This is a genomic window from Streptomyces sp. NPDC001668 (assembly GCF_042893155.1).
In the GTDB taxonomy this organism is placed as follows: Bacteria; Actinomycetota; Actinomycetes; order Streptomycetales; family Streptomycetaceae; genus Streptomyces.
In genome coordinates this window covers 94267-115124 of the sequence record NZ_JBIAUQ010000025.1, presented here as the reverse complement: position 1 = coordinate 115124, position 20858 = coordinate 94267, and the positions used below count along the sequence as shown (strand labels likewise).

The following is a 20858-nucleotide window of genomic DNA, read 5'->3' as shown; positions in this document are numbered from 1 at the left end:
GCGTTGTGCTACCACACTACAAAGCGGGTGTGACACCGCGCACGTTTCCGTACGCGCGGTGCGCATGTACGGCAAAGGGAGCGGCCCCCGATCGTTTCGGGAACCGCTCCCCTCACGGCGTCCTACTTGGCGCCCGCCGCACCGCGGCGGATGCCGAGGCGGTCGACCAGCGTACGGAAGCGCTGGATGTCCTTCTTCGCCAGGTACTGGAGAAGGCGGCGGCGCTGACCGACCAGGATCAGCAGACCACGACGGGAGTGGTGGTCGTGCTTGTGGGTCTTGAGGTGCTCGGTCAGGTCCGAGATACGGCGCGAAAGCATCGCGACCTGGACCTCGGGGGAGCCGGTGTCGCCCTCCTTGGTACCGAACTCGGTGATGATCTGCTTCTTCGTAGCGGCGTCGAGCGACACGCGTACTCCTCGTAGTCTCTTTGGGTAGCCACCGAGTGCCCCTGGTCCACTTCTCAGGGGAGCTTCCGTTACTCGGGAGGCGGGGATCCGCTGGGCGCGGCCTCCAGAGCGATGGCTCCGGGGGTGCGTACACAAACGGCCGTCAGCCAGGGTATCAGCCCGGCGGCGGTGTCCCGCCCACGCCCGCGTCGTACACATGACGCGGCGGCCGCCACCCGGATGGGTGACGGCCGCCGCGAGGTGTCCGGGTCGTCAGCTGGTCATGCCGCGGGCCGCCGCGTACAGGTCGAGGACCGCGAGGCAGAGCGGGACGAGGGAGAGGAGCACCGCGCCCTCGCTCAGGTCGAGCATCCGGCCCCAGAACGGGGTGACGCCCTTGCGCGGCACGATCAGGGCGATCGCCACGAGGAGCGTGGCGCCCAGGGCCACCGCGGCCGACAGCCAGACGGTGCGGATGTCGAGCGGGGCGCTGTTGTGGTCGTAGACGAGCTCCTTGATGATGTCGGTCGGCGGGTTCAGGGCGAGGCCGAGGACCAGCAGGCTGACGGTGATGATGCCCGAGATCATCAGGGTCACGACCTGGGACGTGTACAGGAAGAGGCGGGCCCGCATCAGCATGGCGAGGCCGGCCGCGAGCGACAGCAGCTGGGCCCAGCCGCTGCTGGAGAAGCCGAGCACCACGCCCGCGGAGGCCACGCCGGTGACCGCGCAGCCGCCGACGAGACCCAGCAGCAGTTCGTGGCCGCGGCGGGCCTGGTCGGTGATGAGCTGGTAGTCGACCGGCTCCTGCTCCTGCTGGTCCTCGGCGCGGCCGCGCTTGGCGATCTGGTCGGGCGAGCGGAAGCCGATGGGCAGCCGGGAGAAGCGGGCGGACCAGCCGGGCAGGAAGCCGATCATGGCGATCATGACGACGGCCGTGACGGCGGCGGTCTCGCGGGGCTCGGCCTCGGAGACGATCGCGGCGAAGGTGGCGAGGACACCGATGCCGGCGCCGAACGCGGCGGCGATGAAGGGGGCGTCGTTCTGCGGCAGCATCAGGACCAGCAGCACCGCGGCGACGAGCACGACGGCGAAGCCGACCAGGAGGTTGAGCCGTCCGGGGCCCTCGCCCGCGTCGAGGCCCATGACGCCGGAGCCGCCGACCATCAGGTGCGGCAGCGAGGCGAGACCGAGGGCGACGGCCGCGTGGTGGTCGTCGTAGACGCGGGCGCGGACGGAGGCGAGCGCGACGAGGACGATGCCGGTGGCGCCGGCGATGACGCCGGGCAGGCCGTGCATGTCGTGGCGCAGCGGCTCGGAGAACCACAGGGCCAGCGCCATCATGGTGAGCAGCAGCGCACCGGCGGTCAGGCCGACGACGCGCATCATGCCGTCGTTCCAGCTGCGGCGGTCGGCCTCGACGGCGGCGGCCACGGCGTCGACGACGTCGTCGAAGACGGCGGGCGGCAGAGAGTCCGCGAACGGCCGCAGGAGCAGCAATTCGCCATCGCGTATCTGCTGTTCGGCGAGCGAGCGGCCGTCGTCGAGGACGGAGCCGTCCCTGCGTACGAGGTTGTACCCGGTGGGCGCGGCCTCTTCGGGAGTCTGTCCCGACAGCCGCAGGATCTCCGGGTAGACGTCAGAGAGCGGCACGTCCTCGGGGAGTGCCACATCGATCCGGCTGTTCGGTGCCGCCACCGTGACCCGGCAGAATCCGGTTGCTGAAACCGTACTCACCTGACGGTTCCCCCTAGTCCAGTACTCGGTGATTCGTCGCGGTTTGCCAGGGCGATTCCCGCTCCGCGCTTCGTTTGGAGCGTCACCCTACCGTCCCCTTGCGGCATCTCCTCATCCCCTCCCGGCTCAACGGCCCCGCAGAACAGTAGGATCAACGCCCGACTCATGAGAGGGCCGAAGCCCCGTGAGTCGAGAGACGTACGGGGGCCGTCACGACGGGGGCGGTTCGACATTGCGACTGCGTGAAGGACTGGTGGATCGGTGAGCGTTGTCATCGTCAAGCGCCCGCCGCGGGTTTACCCGCCGGAGGTGCCGAGTGAGGAGGTCAAGCTCGAGTCCCCTCCCGAACTTCCTCGCATCGAGGACGACAGCATGCTGATGAACCTGCTGCCCATGCTGGGCATGGGTTCGTCGGCGGCGTTCTTCTTCATGCCGAACAGCTCGTCGAGCGGCGGCTTCATGAAGGTCATGGGCGGCCTGATGCTGGCGTCCACGGTCGCCATGGTCATCGCCCAGATCGTGCGGTCCCGCAAGGGCCCCTCCGGTCAGATGGCCGAGGCCCGGCGCGACTACCTCAAGTACCTGGCGCAGAAGCGGCGTGAGGTGCGCCGCACGGTGCACAAGCAGCGGGACGCGCAGTACTACCTGCACCCGGCGCCGGAGCAGCTGTGGGCGCTGATCGCCGAGGGTTCCCGGCTGTGGGAGCGGCGTTCGACGGACCAGGACTTCGTCCAGGTGCGGATCGGCCTGGGCCCGCAGCAGTTGGCGACGCCGCTGGTCGCGCCCGACACCGCGCCGGTCGACGAACTGGAGCCGCTGACCGCCCACTCGATGCAGCAGTTCATCGCGAGCTACGGAACGCTCGGTGACCTCCCGCTGGCGATCGGGCTGCGCTCCTTCTACCACGTGACGATCTCCGGCGACCCGGAGACGGTCTACGGCCAGACGCGCGCCGTGGTCGGCCAGTTGGCCTCGCTGCACTCCCCCGACGACGTGGTGATCGCGGTCGTGGCCGCGCCCGGTGCCGCGGTGGACTGGGAGTGGACCAAGTGGCTGCCGCACATGCAGCACAAGGAGTCCGACGGCGCCGGCAGCCGGCGTCTGCTCTGCTTCGACCTGGGCGAGCTGGAGGAGATGATCGCCCACCAGCTGGAGGGGCGCCCCCGCTGGAGCCGGGACGGCCAGCCGGTCCTCGACCAGCCGCACGTGGTCGTCATCCTCGACGGCGGCGGGGTGCCCGCGGACTCGGTGCTGGCCTCGGCGGAGGGCCTGCAGGGTGTGACCATCCTCGAGGTGGTGCCCGGTGAGCTCGACGAGGCGCGCGGTTCGCTGTCGGTGCGGGTGTGGCCGGACGCCATGGAACTGGAGGCGGGCACGGGTGTCTTCACCGGTGTCCCCGACGTGCTGTCGCAGGCGCAGGCCGAGTCGGTGGCCCGGCAGCTCGCGCCGCTCCGGCTCGGTGCCGCCGACGCGGACGAACCGCTGCTGGCGAACCTGGACTTCACCGACCTCATGCAGATCGGTGACGCGGCGAGCGTGGACGTCTCGCGCACCTGGCGCCCGCGCACGCTGCACGAGCGGCTGCGGGTGCCGATCGGTCTCGGCGAGAGCGGCGAGCCGGTCATGCTGGACCTCAAGGAGGCCTCGCAGGAGGGCATGGGCCCGCACGGACTGTGCGTCGGCGCCACCGGTTCCGGAAAGTCGGAGCTGCTGCGCACCCTCGTGCTCGGTCTCGCGGTGACCCACTCCTCCGAGACGCTCAACTTCGTCCTCGCGGACTTCAAGGGTGGTGCCACCTTCACCGGCATGGGCAACATGCCGCACGTCTCCGCGGTCATCACCAACCTGGCCGACGAGCTCACCCTCGTCGACCGGATGCGCGACTCCATCACCGGTGAGCTCAACCGCCGTCAGGAACTGCTGCGGCAGGCGGGCAACTACCAGAACATCACCGACTACGAGAAGGCCCGTGCCGCCGGTGCCGCGCTCGAACCGCTGCCCTCGCTCGTCCTGATCATCGACGAGTTCAGCGAACTCCTCGCCGCCAAGCCGGACTTCATCGAGATGTTCATCCAGATCGGCCGGATCGGCCGTTCGCTGGGTGTGCACATGCTGCTCGCCTCGCAGCGCCTGGAGGAGGGCAAGCTGCGCGGCCTGGACACCTTCCTGTCGTACCGCATCGGTCTGCGCACCTTCTCGGCGGCCGAGTCCCGTACGGCGATCGGTGTGCCCGACGCCTACCACCTGCCGAACGTCCCCGGCGCGGGCATCCTCAAGTACGACACCGAGACGATGGTGCAGTTCAAGGCCGCGTACGTGTCCGGCACCTACCGGCCGAACGGGCCGATGGCGCAGGGCGGCGGCCGGATCGACCGCTCCCCCGTGCTGTTCACCGCGGCGCCGGTGCCGGTGCGGATCCTCGCCGAGCCGGAGCCGGAGACCCGGGGCAACCAGGTCGACGACGCGCTCGCCGACACCGTCCTCGACGTCATCGTCAGCCGCCTCGACGGTCAGGGTCCGCCCGCCCACCAGGTGTGGCTGCCGCCGCTGGACGAGCCGTTCAGCCTGGACCAGGTGCTGCCGGCGCTGGGCATCAGCCCGGAGCGCGGTCTGCACGCCGAGGGCTACCACGCGCAGAGCAAGCTGATCGTGCCGGTCGGCCTGGTCGACAAGCCCTTCGAGCAGCGCCGTGACGTGATGTACGCGGACCTGTCGGGTTCCGCCGGTCACGCGCTGATCGTGGGCGGTCCGCAGTCCGGCAAGTCGACGCTCGTCCGCACGATGATCACGTCGTTCGCGCTCACCCACACCCCGGCCGAAGTGCAGTTCTACGCCCTCGACTTCGGCGGCGGCGGCATGCTCGCGCTGGAGAACCTGGCCCACATGGGCGGCGCCGCCTCCCGTCTGGACCAGGAGAAGGTGCGCCGTACGGTCGCCGAGGTGCACGGCATCCTCAACGCGCGTGAGGAGTTCTTCCGCTCCAAGAGCATCGACTCCATGGGTACCTTCCGTTCCCGCCGGGCGCAGGGGCACTACCCCGACCAGCAGTGGGGCGACGTCTTCCTGATCATCGACGGCTGGGCGACGTTCAAGAACGACTACGAGATGCTCGACCCGGTCATCGCGGACATCGCGACCCGTGGTCTCGGTTTCGGCATCCACCTGATCGTCACCGCGACCCGCTACACGGAGATGCGGCCGGCGCTGCGCGACCAGATCCTCAGCCGGCTCGAACTGCGCCTCGGTGACGCGATGGAGTCGGAGTTCGACCGCAAGCGCGCCGAGAACGTGCCGATGGGCAAGCCCGGCCGCGGTCTGTCCCCGGAGAAGCTGGACTACCTCGCCGCGACGCCCCGCATCGACGGGTCGACGCAGGTGGAGGACCTCGCCGACGGCATGGCGCACCTCGTGCAGAGCGTCAACAGCGCCTGGCAGGGCCCGACGGCCCCGAAGGTGCGGATGCTGCCGACGATGCTGCACGCGTCCGAACTGCCCGGCGGCGGAGACTTCGGCAGCCGCGGTATCGCGGTCGGCGTCGACGAGCTCACCCTCTCGCCGGTCTTCGTGGACTTCGAGACCGACCCGCTGTTCGTCATCTACGGCGAGAGCGAGTCCGGCAAGTCCTCGCTGCTGCGGTTCATGGCCAAGCAGATCTCCGAGCGGTACGCCCCCAACAAGGCGCTGTTCGTGGTCTCGGACTTCCGGCGCGCGCTGCTCGGCCAGGTGCCCGAGAGCCACATGTACAAGTACTGCGCCTCGGGTCCGCAGCTCCAGGAGGTCATGGAGTCGCTGGCCGGCTCGATGAGCCGCCGTATGCCGGGCCCGGACGTGACGCCGGACCAGCTGCGCAACCGCTCCTGGTACAACGAGCCCGACGCGTTCATCTTCATCGACGACTACGACCTCGTCGCCACGTCGATGGGCAACCCGATGTCGGTGCTGCTGGAGTACCTGCCGTTCGCGCGTGACCTCGGTCTGCGCATCATCCTGGCCCGTACCACGTCGGGCGCCTCGCGCTCCTCCTTCGAGCCGGTCCTCACCCGGATCAAGGAACTCGGCGCACAGGGCATCGTGCTGTCGGGCGACCCGTCGGAGGGCCCGGTGTTCAACAACATCAAGGCCACACCGCAGCCGCAGGGCCGCGGCCAGTTCATCTCACGCCGGTCGAGCGGGCAGCTCGTGCAGACGGGATACCTGCCGGAGAGCTGAGTCTGCGTCGGGTGGGAGGGGCGGGCCGTGTCTGCGGGCCGCCCCTGTTTGTTGTTGTGAAGGAACCTGCCGAACGGGGAGAGAGATCGTGACGGACTATTTCAAGACCGACACCGCCGAACTGGGGCGCTTCAGAAAGACGTTGGAGGACGCGAAGGCGGAACTTGACAACGTCCGCAAGTGGATGCAGGACGTGTCCGCGGAGGGCATCGGCACCAAGGAGCTGGACGACGCCTGCGCCGAGTTCCACGAGCACTGGAAGTACGGCTCCGAGCAGATCGCCGAACTGACGGGGAAGTTCGCGGACAGTGTGGGTCAGAGCAAGGCCAACTACGACGAGGTCGACCACGCTCTCGAAGAGGGCTTCCGCAAGGCGGCGGCACAGGGAGGCGGCAAGTGACCTCCTATCCGTCGCTGGGCTTCGATCCGGCACCGGGCAGCGTTTCGGTCGTGTCGGAACTGACGTCACGGCTCCAGAAGTCGGCGCAGACCATCTCCGACGCCCACAAGATGATCGAGAACCTGCGCTCGGGCGGCGACTGGGAGGGGGACGCGGCGGTCGCCTTCCGCGAGCAGCTCGACGGGGCACTGCCGACGAACCTGAAGAACGCCCACTCCTCCATCACCAGGGCGGCGACCGCGCTGGCCGACTGGCAGAAGGCGCTGGACGGCTACCAGCAGCGGGCACGGGCACTCGACGGCGACGCGAAGGACGCGAAGGGGAAGATCGACACCGCGGAGGGCCAGGAGAAGACCGCTTCCGCGAACCCCGATCTCAAGCTGGCGGGCAAGACCTTCACGGACGACGCCGAGCTGAAGAACGCGCAGGCGCGGCTGGACCGGGCGACCGAGGAGCTCACCAAGGCACGCGAGGCGGTGACCAACGCCAGGACCGCCTACAACGACGTCATCAGGAAGGCGCAGGAGCTCCAGGAGGAGCACGGCACCGACGCCCGCGGCAAGGCGCGTGTGCTGCGGGACTCCACGGACAAGCTGGCGCCCGAGGAGCCGAACTGGTTCGAGAAGGCCATGGACTGGGTCGGCGACAACCTCACCGACATCCTCGGCACGATCGCGGCCATCGCGGGCCTCGCGGCGCTCTTCTTCGCCGTACCGGTCGGCCCCATCCTCCTGCTGGTCGCGGCGGCGGCGAGCGCGGCGACGCTGATCAGCCGGTTGTCGAACCCGGTGGTGCGGGCGTCGCTCAAGGACGGGTTCACCAAGGGGGAGTTCGACGCGGACTTCTGGAGCAACGCGGTGGGCGTGGTCGGCGACACCCTCGGCATGGTGCCGGGTGTTGGTGCCGTCGCACGTGGGGTCAACGGTGCCGCGCGGTCGGCGAGCGCCGGCGCGGAGGCACTCACCCTGGGCGAGAAGCTGAGCAGCGCGGGCGGCAAGACCTGGCTGGCCGCGCAGCGCATCCACGCCGCCGAGAACCCGCTGACCACCTGGCTGGTGAAGGGCGCAGCCGATCCGTCCTCGGCGGCGAAGGTCATCGACGTCTCGGTCTCCGGCGCGGGTGCGCTCACCGGGACGTACGGCGTGGCCAAGAACCTGTGGGACGAGATCAAGAACCCCGCCGCGGAGAACGCGGCGACCGGGGCGGACGGGGTCCGGGCCGGCAGCTTCGACGGGGCCGGTCATGGTGCCACCGCCCTGAAGACGCTGAAGATCCTGTTCGGCGCGACGCACTGAAGGAGTGGAACTCATGACCGACGACACGGACGAGTTCGAGTACGCCATCGACGAGTCGGCCATGGAGCGTGGCTGCGACCTGTGGTTCGCGCTCGCGCCCGGCTATGTGGAGGTCCCCTTCCGCAACCTGTTCGCCGATCCGGAGTCCCCCGAGGGCGCGCGGGTGGTCGAGGCGGTCAACTCGCTCCTGGAGCTGGTCCCTCAGGAGCAGCGGTCCGGCTTCCTGGAGCAGCTCGCCGAGGCCCGGGCCCTGACCTCGCAGATGCGGCGGGAAGGCGTGGTGAGCTTCGCCATCGGCGCTCACGAGGGGGACGACGGCACCATGCTGGAGTCGGTCGTCATGCTCGCCCGGCGTGAGATCCCGTGGACTCCGCCGAAGCTGGCGGCGGCACAGGCGGCGACCGCACGCGACAACGCACTGCCGGTCTCCGTGACGGACCTGCCCTGCGGGCCCGGCGCGTTCACCGAGGCCTTGGTGGAGCTGCCGCCGGAGGCCGATGTCCGGCAGCGGTCCCTGTACGAGGCGACCGCGTACCTGCCCTTCCCGGACGGGCGGAACCTCGCGGTCCTCACGCTGACGACGACGGCCGTCGACGCCCGCGAGCACTACCGTGACATCCACCGTGCCATGGCGGAGATGGTGAGCTTCGACAATCCGCTCCCCGAGGAGTTCAGGGCCCGGATTCCCGAGTCCGAGGTCGAGGCGTCCGTGCGCGCGGTCTTCGGCTGACCCGATGGAGACAGACGCAGTGGACGTTCCCCTGACGAAGACGGCGTACGAGGACCCGGCCACCCGGCGGGCCTGGCGCCGTACGGCCGCGTTCCGGCTCAGTGCCCTCGTGCTCTCGCTCGGGTCCGTCGTGGCGTGGCTGTACGCGGTGCTGCTGACGCCCGTGTGGACGCTCTGGGTTCTCTTCCCGGCCCTGTTCGTGCTGATCTACCTGGCCATGCTCAGCACGGCACGGGTCCTGGGCATCCGGTCGCTGCGCCGGATCCTGAAGGTCTACCCGTGGCAGTCGGTACCCGGAGCCGCGTCGATCGCGAAGAACGGCACCACCCGGTTCTCCCTCACGGACCCCGACCGCCCGGACAAGACCGTCTCCCTCGGCTACGGCAGCTTCCTGGGCAGCGGATACACCTTCTGGGTCCGCAAGGTCAGGTCCGGCGAGGTGGGCGAGGTCTGGTTCGCGGGTGACCCCCGCTTCCTGGGCGTCGTCGCCGTACCGGGCCCACGACGGCTGTTCGGGGTGGCCCAGCGCACGGCGGTGGACGACCGGACGTCGGCCCGCAGACGTGGTGTCAGCCCCGAGGCGCGGGATCGGGCCAGGGCGGCGGGGGCGCGGGTCGGTTGACGGGCCGAGCGGCCACGAACACGGCGGTGCCGGCACCGCCGTGTTCGTGCCGTCTGTCAGAGCCGTGTGTCCAGGAGCTTGCGGAGCGGCGGGGAGAGTTCGTGCACGGGCGCTCCCGCGGCCTGGGCGCTGGTCAGCTCGTCGAGGTAGCGGAGGGCCTCGCCGGACAGTTCCTGCTGGCGTTTGCCGAGGCGGTGCCCGGCCACCCACGTCCAGACGCCGAGGCCGACGAGCAGGACGGCCGCGTACGCCGCGGGCAGGTCCTTGACCACGGCGTAGCCCACGCCGACGGCTCCGGCGACGACGAGGATCCAGCCCGCCTCGTCGTGCCAGCCTCCGTGGTCGGCGATGCGCTCGTACTCCTCGACCGGGGCGGGCTTGGGCGGCAGGGCCACACGAGCGGCTCCCGCGCCGGCGGACGGCCCTCCGGACGGTGCGACGTAGGACGGCAGCGGAGCCACGTCCAGTGCCGCGCCGCCCCGGCCGGTCAGCCAGGTGGGCACATAGGTCAGGGGCGCGCCGTGTGCCCGTGCCGCCGCGAGGACATGGCGGTACCCCTCCAGGAACGGGTGGCGGAGCTTGCGCCTGCCCTGGATGTTGACCAGGACGAAGGCGGCGAGGGCCAGGACGAGTACGGCGGCCGGGGGCGCGACCGCGACGACCATGTCGTCCTGCTCGCGGGAGGCGGCCCACATGACCCAGACGATGCCGACGGCGGTCCCCAGGGACCCGGCCCAGACGAGCCCGCCGCGCGCGAGTCGGCGCAGGGAGGTCTCGTGTTCGGCCAGGGTCCGTCGGACCGTCTCGTCGTCGAAGTAGTCGTAGCCGTACGTGCTGCCGAACTCCCGCACGGCGGCGGCGAGTCGGGGGTCCGCGGACAGTGCGTGGGCGCCGATCGGCAGGAGTCCGCCGGTGGTGTCGTTCATGCTGGAGCCCCTTCGCTATCCGAACACGGAGTCGCCGGGCCCGCGCACCGTGCGGGTGCAGGGGGCGACGACCTCGACGACGAGCCGCTGCCGGCCGTGGATCAGTGTGACGTTGACGCGGTGTCCGGCACCGCTGTCCGCGGCCAGGGACGCGCTCTCCCCCGGTGTCCCCGCCAGTTTGAGCCAGCCCTGGCTCTGGAAGTGGGCGTCCAACCGGCCGACGGCGGCGGCGAGTTGCTCGTCCGGGACGCCGTCGATCCGCCAGAGATGGCGGGCCGTGCACACCGTCGTCAAGCCCTTGGACCAGCAGTCGGCGCAGGTCACCGAGGACACCTCGTTGCCCTCGTCCATGCGGCCGCGCACGCCCAGGCCGTCGAGGACCCGGCTGGAGAAGGAGTAGAGCTCCTGGACCACGGCCGGGTCGGGCCTCACGTCCGGGACCGGCTGGGCCTGGGAGAGGGCGGCCTCCATCTCGGCCTGCTCCTCCGTCGCCCAGTCCAGGGTCCGCACGATCGTCGCGAAGAGCTCCGAGTAGAAGTCCCAGTCCTCCATGCAGGGCGTGGAGAGCTCGAAGGCCAGCAGGTCCGCGTTGTTGGGCAGCGGGATGTACACCTGGATCTGGCCGCGCGGCACCTCCAGGGGCTCCCCGGTGGGAGAGGCCTCGGCGGTGAGCGTGAAGGGGGCCTGGCCGATCCGTACGACGGCCCGGGCGTCGCCCTTGCCGGAGGGCAGGGTGCTGATCCGGACGTCGTCGTCGGGGTAGGCCCGCTGGAGGCCGGTCAGGGCCTCCGAGAGCACGTCCTCGGCGGTGATGTCGTGCAGCGGCATGCGGTAGACGGCGACGGTGGCGGTGCTGGGGCGGCCGTCGAAGTCCAGGTTGCAGAAGCCCGCGTACACGGCTCCGGCGTCCCGCAGGTCGTCGATGATGCTCGCGTAGGTGACGAACATGCGGAACCGGTCCTGGTCGGTGCCGCCCGGCATGACCTTGTGGACCGTCTCGTAGAGCTGTTCGGCCGCCTCGTCGGCATCGTCCGTGGCCAGCGGGAGTTCGTGGAAGAACGGCGGGACCACCCAGCCGACATGAAGCCTGAACGGCTCCGTCACCGGCACGGCGGTGATGGTTTCGGTCATGGTGCTCAGGCCGCCAGGGTCTGGTGGAACTTGTCACCCGAGGCCGGCCAGGGCATCGTCGTGACCTGCGGGGCGGGCCGGGGCTGGCCGGTCGCCGGCGCCGGCTGGGTGGAGACCGCGGGCGCGCCGCCGCCCTCGTTGCCGCCGGAGATCAGGTGGCCGATGCCGAAGCCGGTGGAGAAGCCCTTGACGCCACCGGTGATGAGCGACGGGTCGACCGCCTTGCCGAACTTGCCCAGTCCCCAGTTGATCATCTTGGTGCTCATGGGGTTCTTGATCTGGTTCATCATCACCTTGGCGCCCGAGGCGAGCGCTCCGGCCTCGCGGGCTCCGGTGAACAGCGCCTTGCCGCCGGAGATCAGCGCCTTGCCCGCGCCGCCGACACCGGGAATCACACCGAGCGCGTCGAGGCCGACCTTCCACATGGGGGCGCCGCCCATCCAGTGGCCGGCCATGGCCGCACCGGCGAAGGCGACCGAGCCCGCGCCGAGGATGGCCGAGGCCACCTGACCGCCGACCGGGATGACGTTGACGACGATGGCGGCGGCCGCGAGCGCGGCGGAGATGGTGGAGAACAGGTCCGCGTTGTCGATCAGGAAGTTCTTGAAGCCGTCCCAGGCGCCCTTCAGGCCATCGGTGATCTTGTCCCAGACGCTGATGTCCGGCGGCCGGTTGTTCGCGGCCTCGCGGATGGCCTTCTCCGCCTTCGCGGCCTGTTCCTCCCAGTACTTGCGCAGCGCCTCGGCGTCCTGGATGAGGATCTTGAGGTCGGTCGCGGCGTCCTGGGCGGCCTTGGTGGCGGAGTCGGCCTCTTCGGAGAGGGCCTTCGCCTGCTGCTCGGTGATCTGCTGGAACTGAGTGCCCTCGATCTTGACGTTGACCCGTTCGACGTCGGCGTTCTTCTGGTCGAGCCGCTTGCGGGCCTCGACCGCGCGCTCCTCGAGGTTCCTGGCCTGGCGCTGCAGGGTCTCGAGTTCGTCGTGCCAGCCGCGCAGGGCCCTGGAGCAGGCGTTCATCGACTCGTGGCCCTGCTGAAGGTACTTGGGCAGTTCGCCGACCTTCTCCTGGAACTTCTTGGCGGCCTCGCCGTCCCAGATCCCGTCGGTCTTGCCGATGCCCACCAGCATCTCGCGCATCTCGTCGAGCTCGTCGCCGACCGTCTTCACGTCGTATGCCAGCGACTCGATCGTGTGCAGGTCACCCTTGGCCGGGTTGAACGTCAGTCCGGGCCAGCTGGGATCGTCGAACATCCCCATCGTCTTCTCCCCGTTGTGTGCGTGTGCGTGTGCGTGTGCGAGTTGTGAGCGGTGCTGCGGGCTACTTCTGGCTGAAGCCCTTCTGCAAATCCTGGTCCGTCGTCTGATACGCCTCGAGCGTCTTCTGCAGACCCTCGTGCAGCTGCTTGGCGCCGTCGGCGATCCGCTTGATGCCGTCGCCCCAGTCGTCCTGGAAGTCGTCGCAGGCGTTGTCGAGACCGTCCGTGCCGAGCCCCTTGGGACCGACCTTGTTGAGCCGCTCCTGGGCGCCGCGCATGCGGTCGCCCACCTGGTCCAGCCGATTGATCAGGGTCTTCATACGATCGGCGTCGATCTGGAAGTCCGCCATCGCCGTGTGCCTCCCCGTAGCGTGATCGGTGATCGCCGGTCAGACTATCGGAGCAGCAACTTCCGGCCTACCTGGCGAAGTTCGCTGTCGCCAATTTGTGGCATGCGCATGCTAGGCGCGGTCCCATACGTGCAGGACGGCCTGCGCATACGCCAGCCGGGGGTCCAGCCGCGGTGACGCGAGGCGGTACTTACGGCCCGTCTGGTATTCGATGGCGACCTCCGCCCCGCCCGCGTGACGCCAGCGCGTCCACGTCGGGGGCTCCATCTCCCAGGCCGCTTCCTTCTTCGCCTCGCCCTTCTCGCCGAGGAGCAGCCAGATCGCCCCCTGGGCGGCCATGACCGCCCAGCACACGAAGTACAGCGGGGAGATGAGCACGAACACCGTCCACGCCTTGCGGGTCCCGACCTCTCCCTCCAGCGGTTCGCCGCCCTGCGCGGGCTGCACGCTCCAGTGCACGCGGCGCGGCCACGGCAGGGTCCGTCCGCCGCGCCTGGTGATCCGCCCGACCGGGATGCCGTCGCCGCCGTAGACCTCGTAGACGCCGTCGCCGACGGACCGCACCGAGCTGAGCGGTTCACCGTTCGGGCCGCTCACCGTGAACGGCGGACGTGACCCGCGCCCGCCCTTCGGAGCGTCCTGGGGGACGTGGACGTACGCGAGCGGCTCGCCGTTCGTGCCGGGGCCGGCGTGCCGGATGGTGACGGTCTGCTCCCCCGGCTTGACCTTGTCGTATCTGTGCAGCCTCTTGTTGGGGACCTCGATGACGGTCTCCGCCGGGGCGTGGGCCCGGCCGTACGGGTGCGGGGCCTGCGGTGGGTGTTGCGGCTGTCCCGGTTGCTGGGTGTGCGAGGCCCACTCCTGGCTGCTCTGGTTCATGGCCGCCCAACTGTCGATGCGGTTGACGATGACGATCGACAGACTCTCAAAAGTGGGTCGGTGATGTCGCGGGGCGGTCGGCGTCAACCGGCCCGGGGGCGACTCGTCCACAGAACGTCCACGGGATTTCCCCGTCGACTCTCGGTTCCACCGTTCTACGGCAGCCGGGCCCGCCACAGATCCCGCAGCAGCGCGATCTCCGCCATGTGGTGGATGAGTTCCAGGTTGGACCCCCACAGCACGGAGATGTACGGCTCGTCGGGCGCGGAGCCGTACGGGTACTGGGAGAAGCCGATCGTGTCCAGCTGCTCCTCGGTGACCCGGCCGACCGCGTCGCGCCAGCGGTCGAGCAGGGTCCAGAAACGGTCGAGGGCCAGGGCCGCGGAGGGGGTGAAGGCGACCAACTGGTGGGGGTCCGTGCGCCGTTCGCCGAAGGTCCACTCCCACTCGCCCGCGAAGCAGGAGTGCAGGTGGCCCAGGCGCCACGCGATGGTCGTGACCGGTGCCGCGTCGGGTGGGACGGGGCCGGTGTGGGCGAGGACCTCCTCGACCCGTGCGACGCTCACGCTCCAGTCCTCGGCGATCTTGGCGACGCTCATGCCGTCGGCGGCCTGCCGGGCGACCTCGGCGTACTCGCCCGAAGGGATGTCCGGGGCGCCCTTGTCGAGCACCCACTCACCGGGACCGTAGGCCCGGGGTGTCACCGCCTCGCTCCGGCGCCGGATCGACCAGCAGCCGGGGACCGGCTCCCAGAGGTACTCCTCGTCGCCGAGGCCCTCAAGGCGTACCTCGGCCCGCTCCCTGACGCAGTCGAACTGGTCCAGCAGTACGCCCAGTCGGTCGGTCCGTACACGTCCCGTCTCCATGCCCGGCTCCCCTCGCGGTCCCGCCCAGGCGGGGGCTAACCGGGCGCCCGCGGGGAGCGCGACGGATTTCCGTGCCCATCGGTTCCGTCCGGAAAGGTCTGCGCCAATCTGCGCCAACTGGGCCTCAGTTCAAGTCATGTGACGCCTGGTGAGCTTGTTCGCGAGATCCGGTCGAAGTTACGTTGCCCGGAGAAACTTTCGAACGGGGGTCCCTGTGGGTGTAGTCCTGCCGAGCGAGCTGGATGCGGCCCTGGACCTGATAGGCATCAGCTGGCCCAACGTCGACGAGGACGACTACCGCGACATGGCCCAGGCCATGCGGGAGTTCGCCGACGACATCGAGGACGGCGCCGCGGACGCGCACCAGGTGATCACCGATCTGGTCGGCGGCAACGAAGGCCTCGCGATCCAGGCGCTCGAGAAGCACTGGGACCTCGTCAAGGGCAAGCATCTGACGAACCTCTCCGAAGCGGGCCGGGTGGCGGCGACCGCGCTGGACGCGGTCGCCGTGCTGATCGAGGGCGCGAAGATCGCGGCCATCGCCCAACTCGGCATCCTCGCCGCGGAGATCGCGGCCGCCCTCGCCGCCGCCCCGCTCACCTTCGGCCTGTCCACCCTGGGCGGGATCGCGGGCACCCAGGTCACCCGGATCGCCGTGAAGCGCATCTTCGAGGAGGTGTGCGAGGAGATCGCCGGGCGGATCATGGAGGTCGCGATGGGCCCGGTCTTCCAGGCGATCGGCTCGATGGCGGGCGACCTGGTCGTGCAGATCGGCGGCAACGCCCTCGGCACCCAGAACGGCGTCGACCTCGGCCAGACCGTGAAGGCGGGCGAGAAGGGTCTGGGCGAGGGCGTCGACACCCTCAAGTCGGGCGGGATGCAGCTGGCCAGCGCGGGCGGGGGCGCGGGCGGTTCGATGCAACTGGCCGGTGCGGACGGCGGATCCGGTGGGTCCGGTGGGTCCGGTGGCTCGGGCGGGGGCGGCGGAGGGCAGTTCAGCCTGGACCCGGACTCCTACGACCGCGCGGGCAACGGACTCAAGAGCGCGGGCGGCAAGATCCGGGACGGGGCCGGCACCAAGCTGTCCCGCGCGAAGTCCTCGCACGGCCGCGCGCGGGGCAAGGACCCTCTCACCAGCCTCCTCGACCCCATGGTGGACGAGGTCATGGAAGGCATCGGGCGGGGCGTCAAACGCTCGGCCGACCACCTGGGCGAGAGCATGACCGACGGCCTGCGGAAGATGGCCAAGAACCACCGGGACAACGACGACGACGTCGCGACCAAGCTCCAGGGCATCAGCAAGCAGCACGTCTACCACGTGAACGACCAGGGGAAGGTCACCCGCCTCACCTCCTCGGGGCACCAGGATCTGACCGACAAGGACCGGGAGCGTCTCACCCCCCTGAACCTCCAGAGCGACGACAACGTCGGGCGGCGGGTCGCGGGCGACTACCGGCTGCCCGACGCGGCGGACCGGAAGCGCAAGTCGTCGCAGCAGGTCCCCTTCGGAAGCACCGATCTGTCGCAGGCCACACGTATGGCACGTGATGCGAACAAGGATTACGGCCAGACACGAAAAGGAAAGTTCTCCAGCCGGAACTACGCCGCGGCGCGCTACGGCGAGCCGGGCGGAAACAATGAGTTCGTACTCGTCGGCCGCAGCAAATGGCCTTCCTCCCATTCGGAACGTCAGGTCGGTATCCCGTTCCTCAACAATGGCACCGAGAAAGGGATGACCGAGCTCTACACCGAGCGTGAGCCCTGCACGACAGGCCCGGGAGCCAAGGACTGCAGTGCCTGGATATCGCAGCACCTGCCCGATGGCGTGAAAGTTTCGCACACCGTGGAGTACGGCCACACCGCGGATTCGAAACAGAAGGGCAACGACGACATGGAGCGATATCTCAACGGCATCAATCCCAAGAAGAAGTAGAAGAAGCAGAAAAAGTAGAAATTGACCTGGGGTGGCAGTCTCGATAAAATGCCGTGCCCAGCAGCAGTGATGGTGAAATAACCGACAGGACAGAAAATGCCCCAGCTTGTCGACCGCGCGATGATGGAGTCGGTCTTTCCCCCGGAGCGGCTTGTGACGCTGGAGGGGGAAAAGCTGCCCGCCGGACTTCACGAGTCGGCCCGCTCGGTCCTGACCGGCGTCGGCCTTCCGGACGACCGGAGCTCCTTCTTCCTGATCGACGGGGCGCTCTTCGAGGGGGAGACTCCCCACCGGTTCCGCCGCTGTGCGGAACTCAGCTACTTCTCCGACTACAAGGACATGCCGGAAGGCTGGGAGAACTGGCTCGTCATCGGGGAGATCTTCGAGGACGTCGTGGTCCTGGACCCCGTGTCCGGGACGGTGTACTGCCTGCCGGACGGCGAGCCGGGCACCTACCCGCTCAACCAGAGCCTCGATTCCTTCGTCTACTTCACCTATCTGCTGGAACTCGAACGCCCCAACTACGACTTCACCGTGTCGGACGAGATCCCCGACTCCGAGGGAGTCGCGGTGTCGCTGCGGGAACGGATGATCCGAGCCGATCCGCTTCCGTTCGAGGGGGTGGAGCCCGCCTGGTCGGAGGAGTTCGACTGGGAGGACGAGGACGCCCCGCGCATGCCCGCGTGGGATGTCGTGCTCTCGAACGTGTACGAGTCCATCGGCTGATGACGCCCCCCATCGACCGGGAAACCCTGGAGACCGAGTTCGGTCCCGACGAACTCACCACGTTTCCCGATGCCGTGGTGGCGGACATTCGGCACGGGCCGAGCGCGCGTTTCCTGCGCCATGTCGGCCTTCCATGCCGCCCCAACCCCTGGTTCGACCTCGTGGACGGGAGTCCGGAGCAGACCAGGACGCTCGGCGCCTGTTACCCCGACCTCCGCGAGCGGTGGACCGATCTGCCCGCGGGCGCCGAGAGTTGGCTCGTGCTCGGCACGATCCCCTACGACGACATCGCCCTGGACGGGGTCACAGGGGTGGTCCAGTTGCTGCCGGGCGACACCTGCGACAGCCGTCCGCTGAACAAGGACCTCCACTCCTTCGCGCACTTTCTCCACCTGCTGGAGAAGGAGCGCCCGCACTACGACTTCGCGTCGGAACAGGAGACCCTCGACCTCGAGGGAGCGGCCCGCCGGCTGACCGAGCGGATGCGGGAGATCGATCCGGAGGCCCTGGCGGCGACCCGATCGCGCTGGCACGACATCCTGGAGTACGTCGAATTCCCCGAAGCGCGATAAGGCGGAGCCATTCATGACTGTCCCCGACAACGGCGTCCGGCACTTCCGGCAGGAGGCGAGCGGTGACGCCTTCGACGTGCCCGCGAGCGTGCGCCGGCTGGCGGAGGTCGCGGTCCCCGTCCAGGTCGGGCCGTACTTCGTCACCGCCCCCGACGACGCCGTACGCCTGGCGGAGTACGCCGAGGCCGTGGGCCGGCAGGTCGTGAAGGAGTCCTGCCGGGACTGGGCGCGGCTCGGCTCGGACCGGGGCTTCGAGATCTGCGCGGACCCCGAAGGTGTCGTACGGGCCGTACTCCTCGACTGGGCCGAGGAGTCGAGGTTCGTGAACTCCGGTCCCGAGGCGTTCGCCGAGTCGCTCGTCCTGCTGGACCGGGCCCTCGCCGAGATCCTCGGTACCGAGGAGCCGCAGGAGGCCGCGGCCGTGTTCGCGCAGTTGGAGCAGCGGTTGCGGACCCGCGATCCGCAGGCCTTCGAGGGACGCGAGAACTGGTGGCCGCTCGTCCTCGACGACATCCGGGACACCGCGAGCGCGGAGTGGTTCACCGCGTTCGAGATCGTCGACGGCCAGGGTGAGAAGCAGATCGTCACGCAGGCCGGCGGAATCGCCGTCCACCCGGAGGAACGGCTCTGGTCCCGGCTGCGGGCCGCCGGGGTCGAGCCGGAGCAGGTGCTGCGGATCCACACCGAGTTGGAGGCCTGCTTCATGCCGGGCCACTACTGCTCGCTCTGGCTCGGACAGGTCTTCCCCGACGCCCAGTTGACCCACAACTTCCCCTACGGCGAGACGGCCGAGTCCCGCGCCGAGGGCATCCGGCTGCTGAACGAGGCCGCCGAGCAGCAGCCGTCGTAGAGCGAGCCGTCGAGCAACAGCCGCCGAGCAGCAGCCGTCGTAGAGCGAGCCGTCGAGCAACAGCCGCCGAGCAGCAGCCGTCGAGCAGCAGCCGTCGTAGCACGGCGGAGAACGACCGATGAGGGGAAGCAGTACGCCATGACCGCCGGTACCACCACACCGGACATCGCCGCCTGGCCGCCGCTGGACGAGCATGAGCGGGCCGCCGGGCGGCAGTTGCTCGACTGGGCGGCGGACGACAGCGGGGCCCGGCCCCGGTTGTGCCTGGTGCGGGGTGCCGCGGGCAGCGGCAAGAGCCGGCTGCTCGCCTGGTTCCTGGCCGGGTCGGCCGGCCACCCGGCGACGACCGTCCACGCCACCGTCCTGGCCGAGGGACTGACGGCCGAGTCCTTCGCCTGGGCGGCCGGGCGGCAGCTCGGCTACGGCCCGCTGGCCCCGGCGCGGCTGCTGGACCGGATGAGCGAGGACGAGCGACCGGTCCTGCTGCTCGTCCCGGATCTGCACCGGGCCGGAGCGGGCCCCGCCGATCTGCCCGCGGCGGCACCGGCGCCCCTGGTCACCGAGCTGCTGGAGCCCCTGCTGTCCCTCCCCCATGTGCGAGCGGTCGTGGAGGTCGGCGAATCCGGTCTGCTGCCCGCGGACGACGCCGAGACCATCGACGTGGGCGACGGCGCCACCGCACGCCCCGGCACCGGACGGCAGTCGTTCGCGGACCTCGTCGCGACGGTCCCGCACACCGCAGAGGGCCGACCGGACTGGGCCCAGGCATCCGCCCCGGTCCTACGGCACGTCCTCGACGCCGCACTGCGTGCCGACGACCAAGGGGCCGCCGTACGCGGCCTGTTGAGTGATCCGGGGTTCCTGGTGCACGGCTCGGTGCCCGCCCTCACCGCCGTCCTCGCCGACGAACGCATCGCCGTACCCGGGCAGTTACGCCGGGTGTGGCGGCGAGCCGCGTCCGGGCTGACGGCCCAGGACGACGACAGCACCGGCCGTGCCGCCGTGCTGCACGCCGCCGCCGTGGACACCGACGCGTCCCTGACGGAGTTCCTGCGTCCCCTCGCCCGGCGGCACTGGTGGTCCGCCGTGTGGGCACGCCCTGACGTCCCGGTGACCGCGCTGGCGCTGCTGCCTGGTGCCGGGCGCGGCCTCGGCCTCCTTGCGGCCGACGTGACGGGGCGGCTCAGGACGTACGACGTGGACACGGGCGCCGGGACGGACGTGCACGCCGGCTCCGGCGCGGGCTTCGTGCACGCCGGCTCGGGCGCGGGCTTCGTGCGGCCCGGCTCTCTCGCCCCGCGCGACGCCCGCTCGGTGCTGCTGCTCGACGACCGGGCCGACGCGCTGCTGCCGTGGGTGCCCGAGGACGATCCGACGGCCGCGATCGTGCTCGGGCACATCGCCGAGTACCACGGCTCGCAGGCCCTCGCCGAGCGGGACGCCCGGGTCACCGCGCTCGGCGGCGGCCCGGAGAGCCCGTACGCGGTGGTCGGCGACGGCTCCGGTGCCCTGCACCTCTGGTCCCTGACCGAGTACCAGGACAGCCCGCGCTCCCGCCCGGTGCACGAGCGGCCGGTCACCGCCGTCGCGTGCCTGCATCTCAGCGACAAGGACCTCACCCTCGTCTTCAGCGCGGGTCTTGAGGGGGCCGTGCGGCTGTGGGAGGCCTCGGCCGAGCCGATGCCCGACCCCGTGGAGCGGCGCGGGTCCCGGCCCACCGCGCTCGCGGCCGCCGACACGCCCGTCGGCCCGGTGCTCGCCGTGGCCTGGGACGACGGCGAACTGCACCTGTGGCACGTGTTCTCCGGCCGGGTGCGTACCCTGCCCCTGCTGCACCCCTGCGCCGCCCTCGCGCTCACACCCGAGGGGCTGCTTGTCGTCGGGGACCCCGAGGGGCTGTACGCCGTACGACTGCGGCTGGACGTGCTCTGGGAGCTGTGACCCGTGCTCTGAGAGCTGTGGGACGCGCTCTGGGAGCTGTGGGACGC

At 70.1% G+C, this 20858-nt stretch carries 18 protein-coding genes; 10 read left to right on the top strand and 8 right to left on the bottom strand.

What is annotated here, in order from left to right:
- Positions 1-122: 122 nt before the first annotated feature.
- A complete protein-coding gene (gene rpsO, locus ACFYZ8_RS43870; RefSeq protein ID WP_020138875.1) occupies positions 123-410 on the bottom strand; it encodes a 30S ribosomal protein S15 in 288 nt (95 codons plus the stop codon).
- A gap of 252 nt (positions 411-662) precedes the next feature.
- Positions 663-2126, bottom strand: a complete 1464-nt coding sequence (gene eccD, locus ACFYZ8_RS43865) for a type VII secretion integral membrane protein EccD (RefSeq protein WP_388533830.1) — start codon at positions 2124-2126, stop codon at positions 663-665.
- A gap of 261 nt (positions 2127-2387) precedes the next feature.
- Between eccD and eccCa the strand changes: the two genes are divergently transcribed.
- The 5 genes from eccCa to ACFYZ8_RS43840 all read left to right on the top strand — a co-directional run bounded on the left by eccCa (position 2388) and on the right by ACFYZ8_RS43840 (position 9382).
- Positions 2388-6335: a type VII secretion protein EccCa gene (gene eccCa, locus ACFYZ8_RS43860; protein WP_359034845.1), complete on the top strand. Its 3948-nt coding sequence runs from the start codon at positions 2388-2390 to the stop codon at positions 6333-6335.
- An 88-nt stretch (positions 6336-6423) separates the two neighbouring features.
- A complete protein-coding gene (locus ACFYZ8_RS43855; protein WP_356593824.1) occupies positions 6424-6735 on the top strand; it encodes a hypothetical protein in 312 nt (103 codons plus the stop codon).
- Positions 6732-8030: a hypothetical protein gene (locus ACFYZ8_RS43850; protein ID WP_388533834.1), complete on the top strand. Its 1299-nt coding sequence runs from the start codon at positions 6732-6734 to the stop codon at positions 8028-8030. The genes ACFYZ8_RS43855 and ACFYZ8_RS43850 overlap by 4 nt, the downstream gene beginning before the upstream one ends.
- A 13-nt stretch (positions 8031-8043) precedes the next feature.
- A complete protein-coding gene (locus tag ACFYZ8_RS43845; RefSeq protein WP_359034851.1) occupies positions 8044-8760 on the top strand; it encodes a hypothetical protein in 717 nt (238 codons plus the stop codon).
- A 4-nt stretch (positions 8761-8764) separates the two neighbouring features.
- The gene (locus ACFYZ8_RS43840; protein ID WP_388533837.1) at positions 8765-9382 is read left to right on the top strand and encodes a hypothetical protein; all 618 of its coding nucleotides are present in this window, start codon (positions 8765-8767) and stop codon (positions 9380-9382) included.
- Between the two features lie 56 nt (positions 9383-9438).
- Here ACFYZ8_RS43840 and ACFYZ8_RS43835 read toward each other — a convergent pair whose 3' ends face one another.
- The 6 genes from ACFYZ8_RS43835 to ACFYZ8_RS43810 all read right to left on the bottom strand — a co-directional run bounded on the left by ACFYZ8_RS43835 (position 9439) and on the right by ACFYZ8_RS43810 (position 14789).
- A complete protein-coding gene (locus ACFYZ8_RS43835; protein WP_388533839.1) occupies positions 9439-10308 on the bottom strand; it encodes a hypothetical protein in 870 nt (289 codons plus the stop codon).
- Between the two features lie 15 nt (positions 10309-10323).
- Complete coding sequence (locus ACFYZ8_RS43830; protein ID WP_359034857.1) at positions 10324-11439, bottom strand: hypothetical protein; 1116 nt, start codon at positions 11437-11439, stop codon at positions 10324-10326.
- A 5-nt stretch (positions 11440-11444) separates the two neighbouring features.
- On the bottom strand, positions 11445-12695 hold the full coding sequence (locus ACFYZ8_RS43825) for a putative T7SS-secreted protein (protein ID WP_359034859.1): 1251 nt from the start codon (positions 12693-12695) through the stop codon (positions 11445-11447).
- Positions 12696-12756: 61 nt separating this feature from the next.
- On the bottom strand, positions 12757-13044 hold the full coding sequence (locus ACFYZ8_RS43820; protein ID WP_359034861.1) for a type VII secretion target: 288 nt from the start codon (positions 13042-13044) through the stop codon (positions 12757-12759).
- A gap of 111 nt (positions 13045-13155) precedes the next feature.
- Entirely contained in the window at positions 13156-13923 is a 768-nt protein-coding gene (locus ACFYZ8_RS43815) for a hypothetical protein (protein ID WP_388533843.1), read from the bottom strand.
- Positions 13924-14078: 155 nt separating this feature from the next.
- On the bottom strand, positions 14079-14789 hold the full coding sequence (locus tag ACFYZ8_RS43810) for a DinB family protein (RefSeq protein WP_388533846.1): 711 nt from the start codon (positions 14787-14789) through the stop codon (positions 14079-14081).
- A 214-nt stretch (positions 14790-15003) separates the two neighbouring features.
- Between ACFYZ8_RS43810 and ACFYZ8_RS43805 the strand changes: the two genes are divergently transcribed.
- From ACFYZ8_RS43805 to ACFYZ8_RS43785, 5 genes are all read left to right on the top strand, one after another.
- On the top strand, positions 15004-16722 hold the full coding sequence (locus ACFYZ8_RS43805) for a nucleic acid/nucleotide deaminase domain-containing protein (RefSeq protein ID WP_388533849.1): 1719 nt from the start codon (positions 15004-15006) through the stop codon (positions 16720-16722).
- 96 nt (positions 16723-16818) lie between these two features.
- Positions 16819-17448, top strand: a complete 630-nt coding sequence (locus tag ACFYZ8_RS43800; RefSeq protein ID WP_359034869.1) for an SUKH-4 family immunity protein — start codon at positions 16819-16821, stop codon at positions 17446-17448.
- Positions 17448-18020 carry an SUKH-4 family immunity protein gene (locus ACFYZ8_RS43795; protein ID WP_388533852.1) on the top strand — a complete coding sequence of 191 codons (573 nt, stop codon included), beginning with the start codon at positions 17448-17450 and terminating at the stop codon, positions 18018-18020. Before ACFYZ8_RS43800 ends, ACFYZ8_RS43795 begins: the two co-directional genes overlap by 1 nt.
- 13 nt (positions 18021-18033) lie before the next feature.
- The gene (locus tag ACFYZ8_RS43790) at positions 18034-18870 is read left to right on the top strand and encodes a nucleic acid/nucleotide deaminase domain-containing protein (protein ID WP_388533854.1); all 837 of its coding nucleotides are present in this window, start codon (positions 18034-18036) and stop codon (positions 18868-18870) included.
- Between the two features lie 138 nt (positions 18871-19008).
- Entirely contained in the window at positions 19009-20811 is a 1803-nt protein-coding gene (locus ACFYZ8_RS43785) for a hypothetical protein (protein ID WP_388533857.1), read from the top strand.
- Positions 20812-20858 lie beyond the last annotated feature (47 nt).

What these genes read in the sequence shown, in the direction of transcription:
- ACFYZ8_RS43820 (WP_359034861.1), bottom strand. Translation starts at nt 13,044, where the DNA reads ATGGCGGACTTCCAGATCGACGCCGATCGTATGAAGACCCTGATCAAT.
- ACFYZ8_RS43825 (WP_359034859.1), bottom strand. Translation starts at nt 12,695, where the DNA reads ATGGGGATGTTCGACGATCCCAGCTGGCCCGGACTGACGTTCAACCCG.
- ACFYZ8_RS43845 (WP_359034851.1), top strand. Translation starts at nt 8,044, where the DNA reads ATGACCGACGACACGGACGAGTTCGAGTACGCCATCGACGAGTCGGCC.
- ACFYZ8_RS43800 (WP_359034869.1), top strand. Translation starts at nt 16,819, where the DNA reads ATGCCCCAGCTTGTCGACCGCGCGATGATGGAGTCGGTCTTTCCCCCG.
- ACFYZ8_RS43815 (WP_388533843.1), bottom strand. Translation starts at nt 13,923, where the DNA reads ATGAACCAGAGCAGCCAGGAGTGGGCCTCGCACACCCAGCAACCGGGA.
- ACFYZ8_RS43790 (WP_388533854.1), top strand. Translation starts at nt 18,034, where the DNA reads ATGACTGTCCCCGACAACGGCGTCCGGCACTTCCGGCAGGAGGCGAGC.
- ACFYZ8_RS43810 (WP_388533846.1), bottom strand. Translation starts at nt 14,789, where the DNA reads ATGGAGACGGGACGTGTACGGACCGACCGACTGGGCGTACTGCTGGAC.
- ACFYZ8_RS43795 (WP_388533852.1), top strand. Translation starts at nt 17,448, where the DNA reads ATGACGCCCCCCATCGACCGGGAAACCCTGGAGACCGAGTTCGGTCCC.
- ACFYZ8_RS43830 (WP_359034857.1), bottom strand. Translation starts at nt 11,439, where the DNA reads ATGACCGAAACCATCACCGCCGTGCCGGTGACGGAGCCGTTCAGGCTT.
- ACFYZ8_RS43840 (WP_388533837.1), top strand. Translation starts at nt 8,765, where the DNA reads ATGGAGACAGACGCAGTGGACGTTCCCCTGACGAAGACGGCGTACGAG.
- ACFYZ8_RS43785 (WP_388533857.1), top strand. Translation starts at nt 19,009, where the DNA reads ATGACCGCCGGTACCACCACACCGGACATCGCCGCCTGGCCGCCGCTG.
- ACFYZ8_RS43835 (WP_388533839.1), bottom strand. Translation starts at nt 10,308, where the DNA reads ATGAACGACACCACCGGCGGACTCCTGCCGATCGGCGCCCACGCACTG.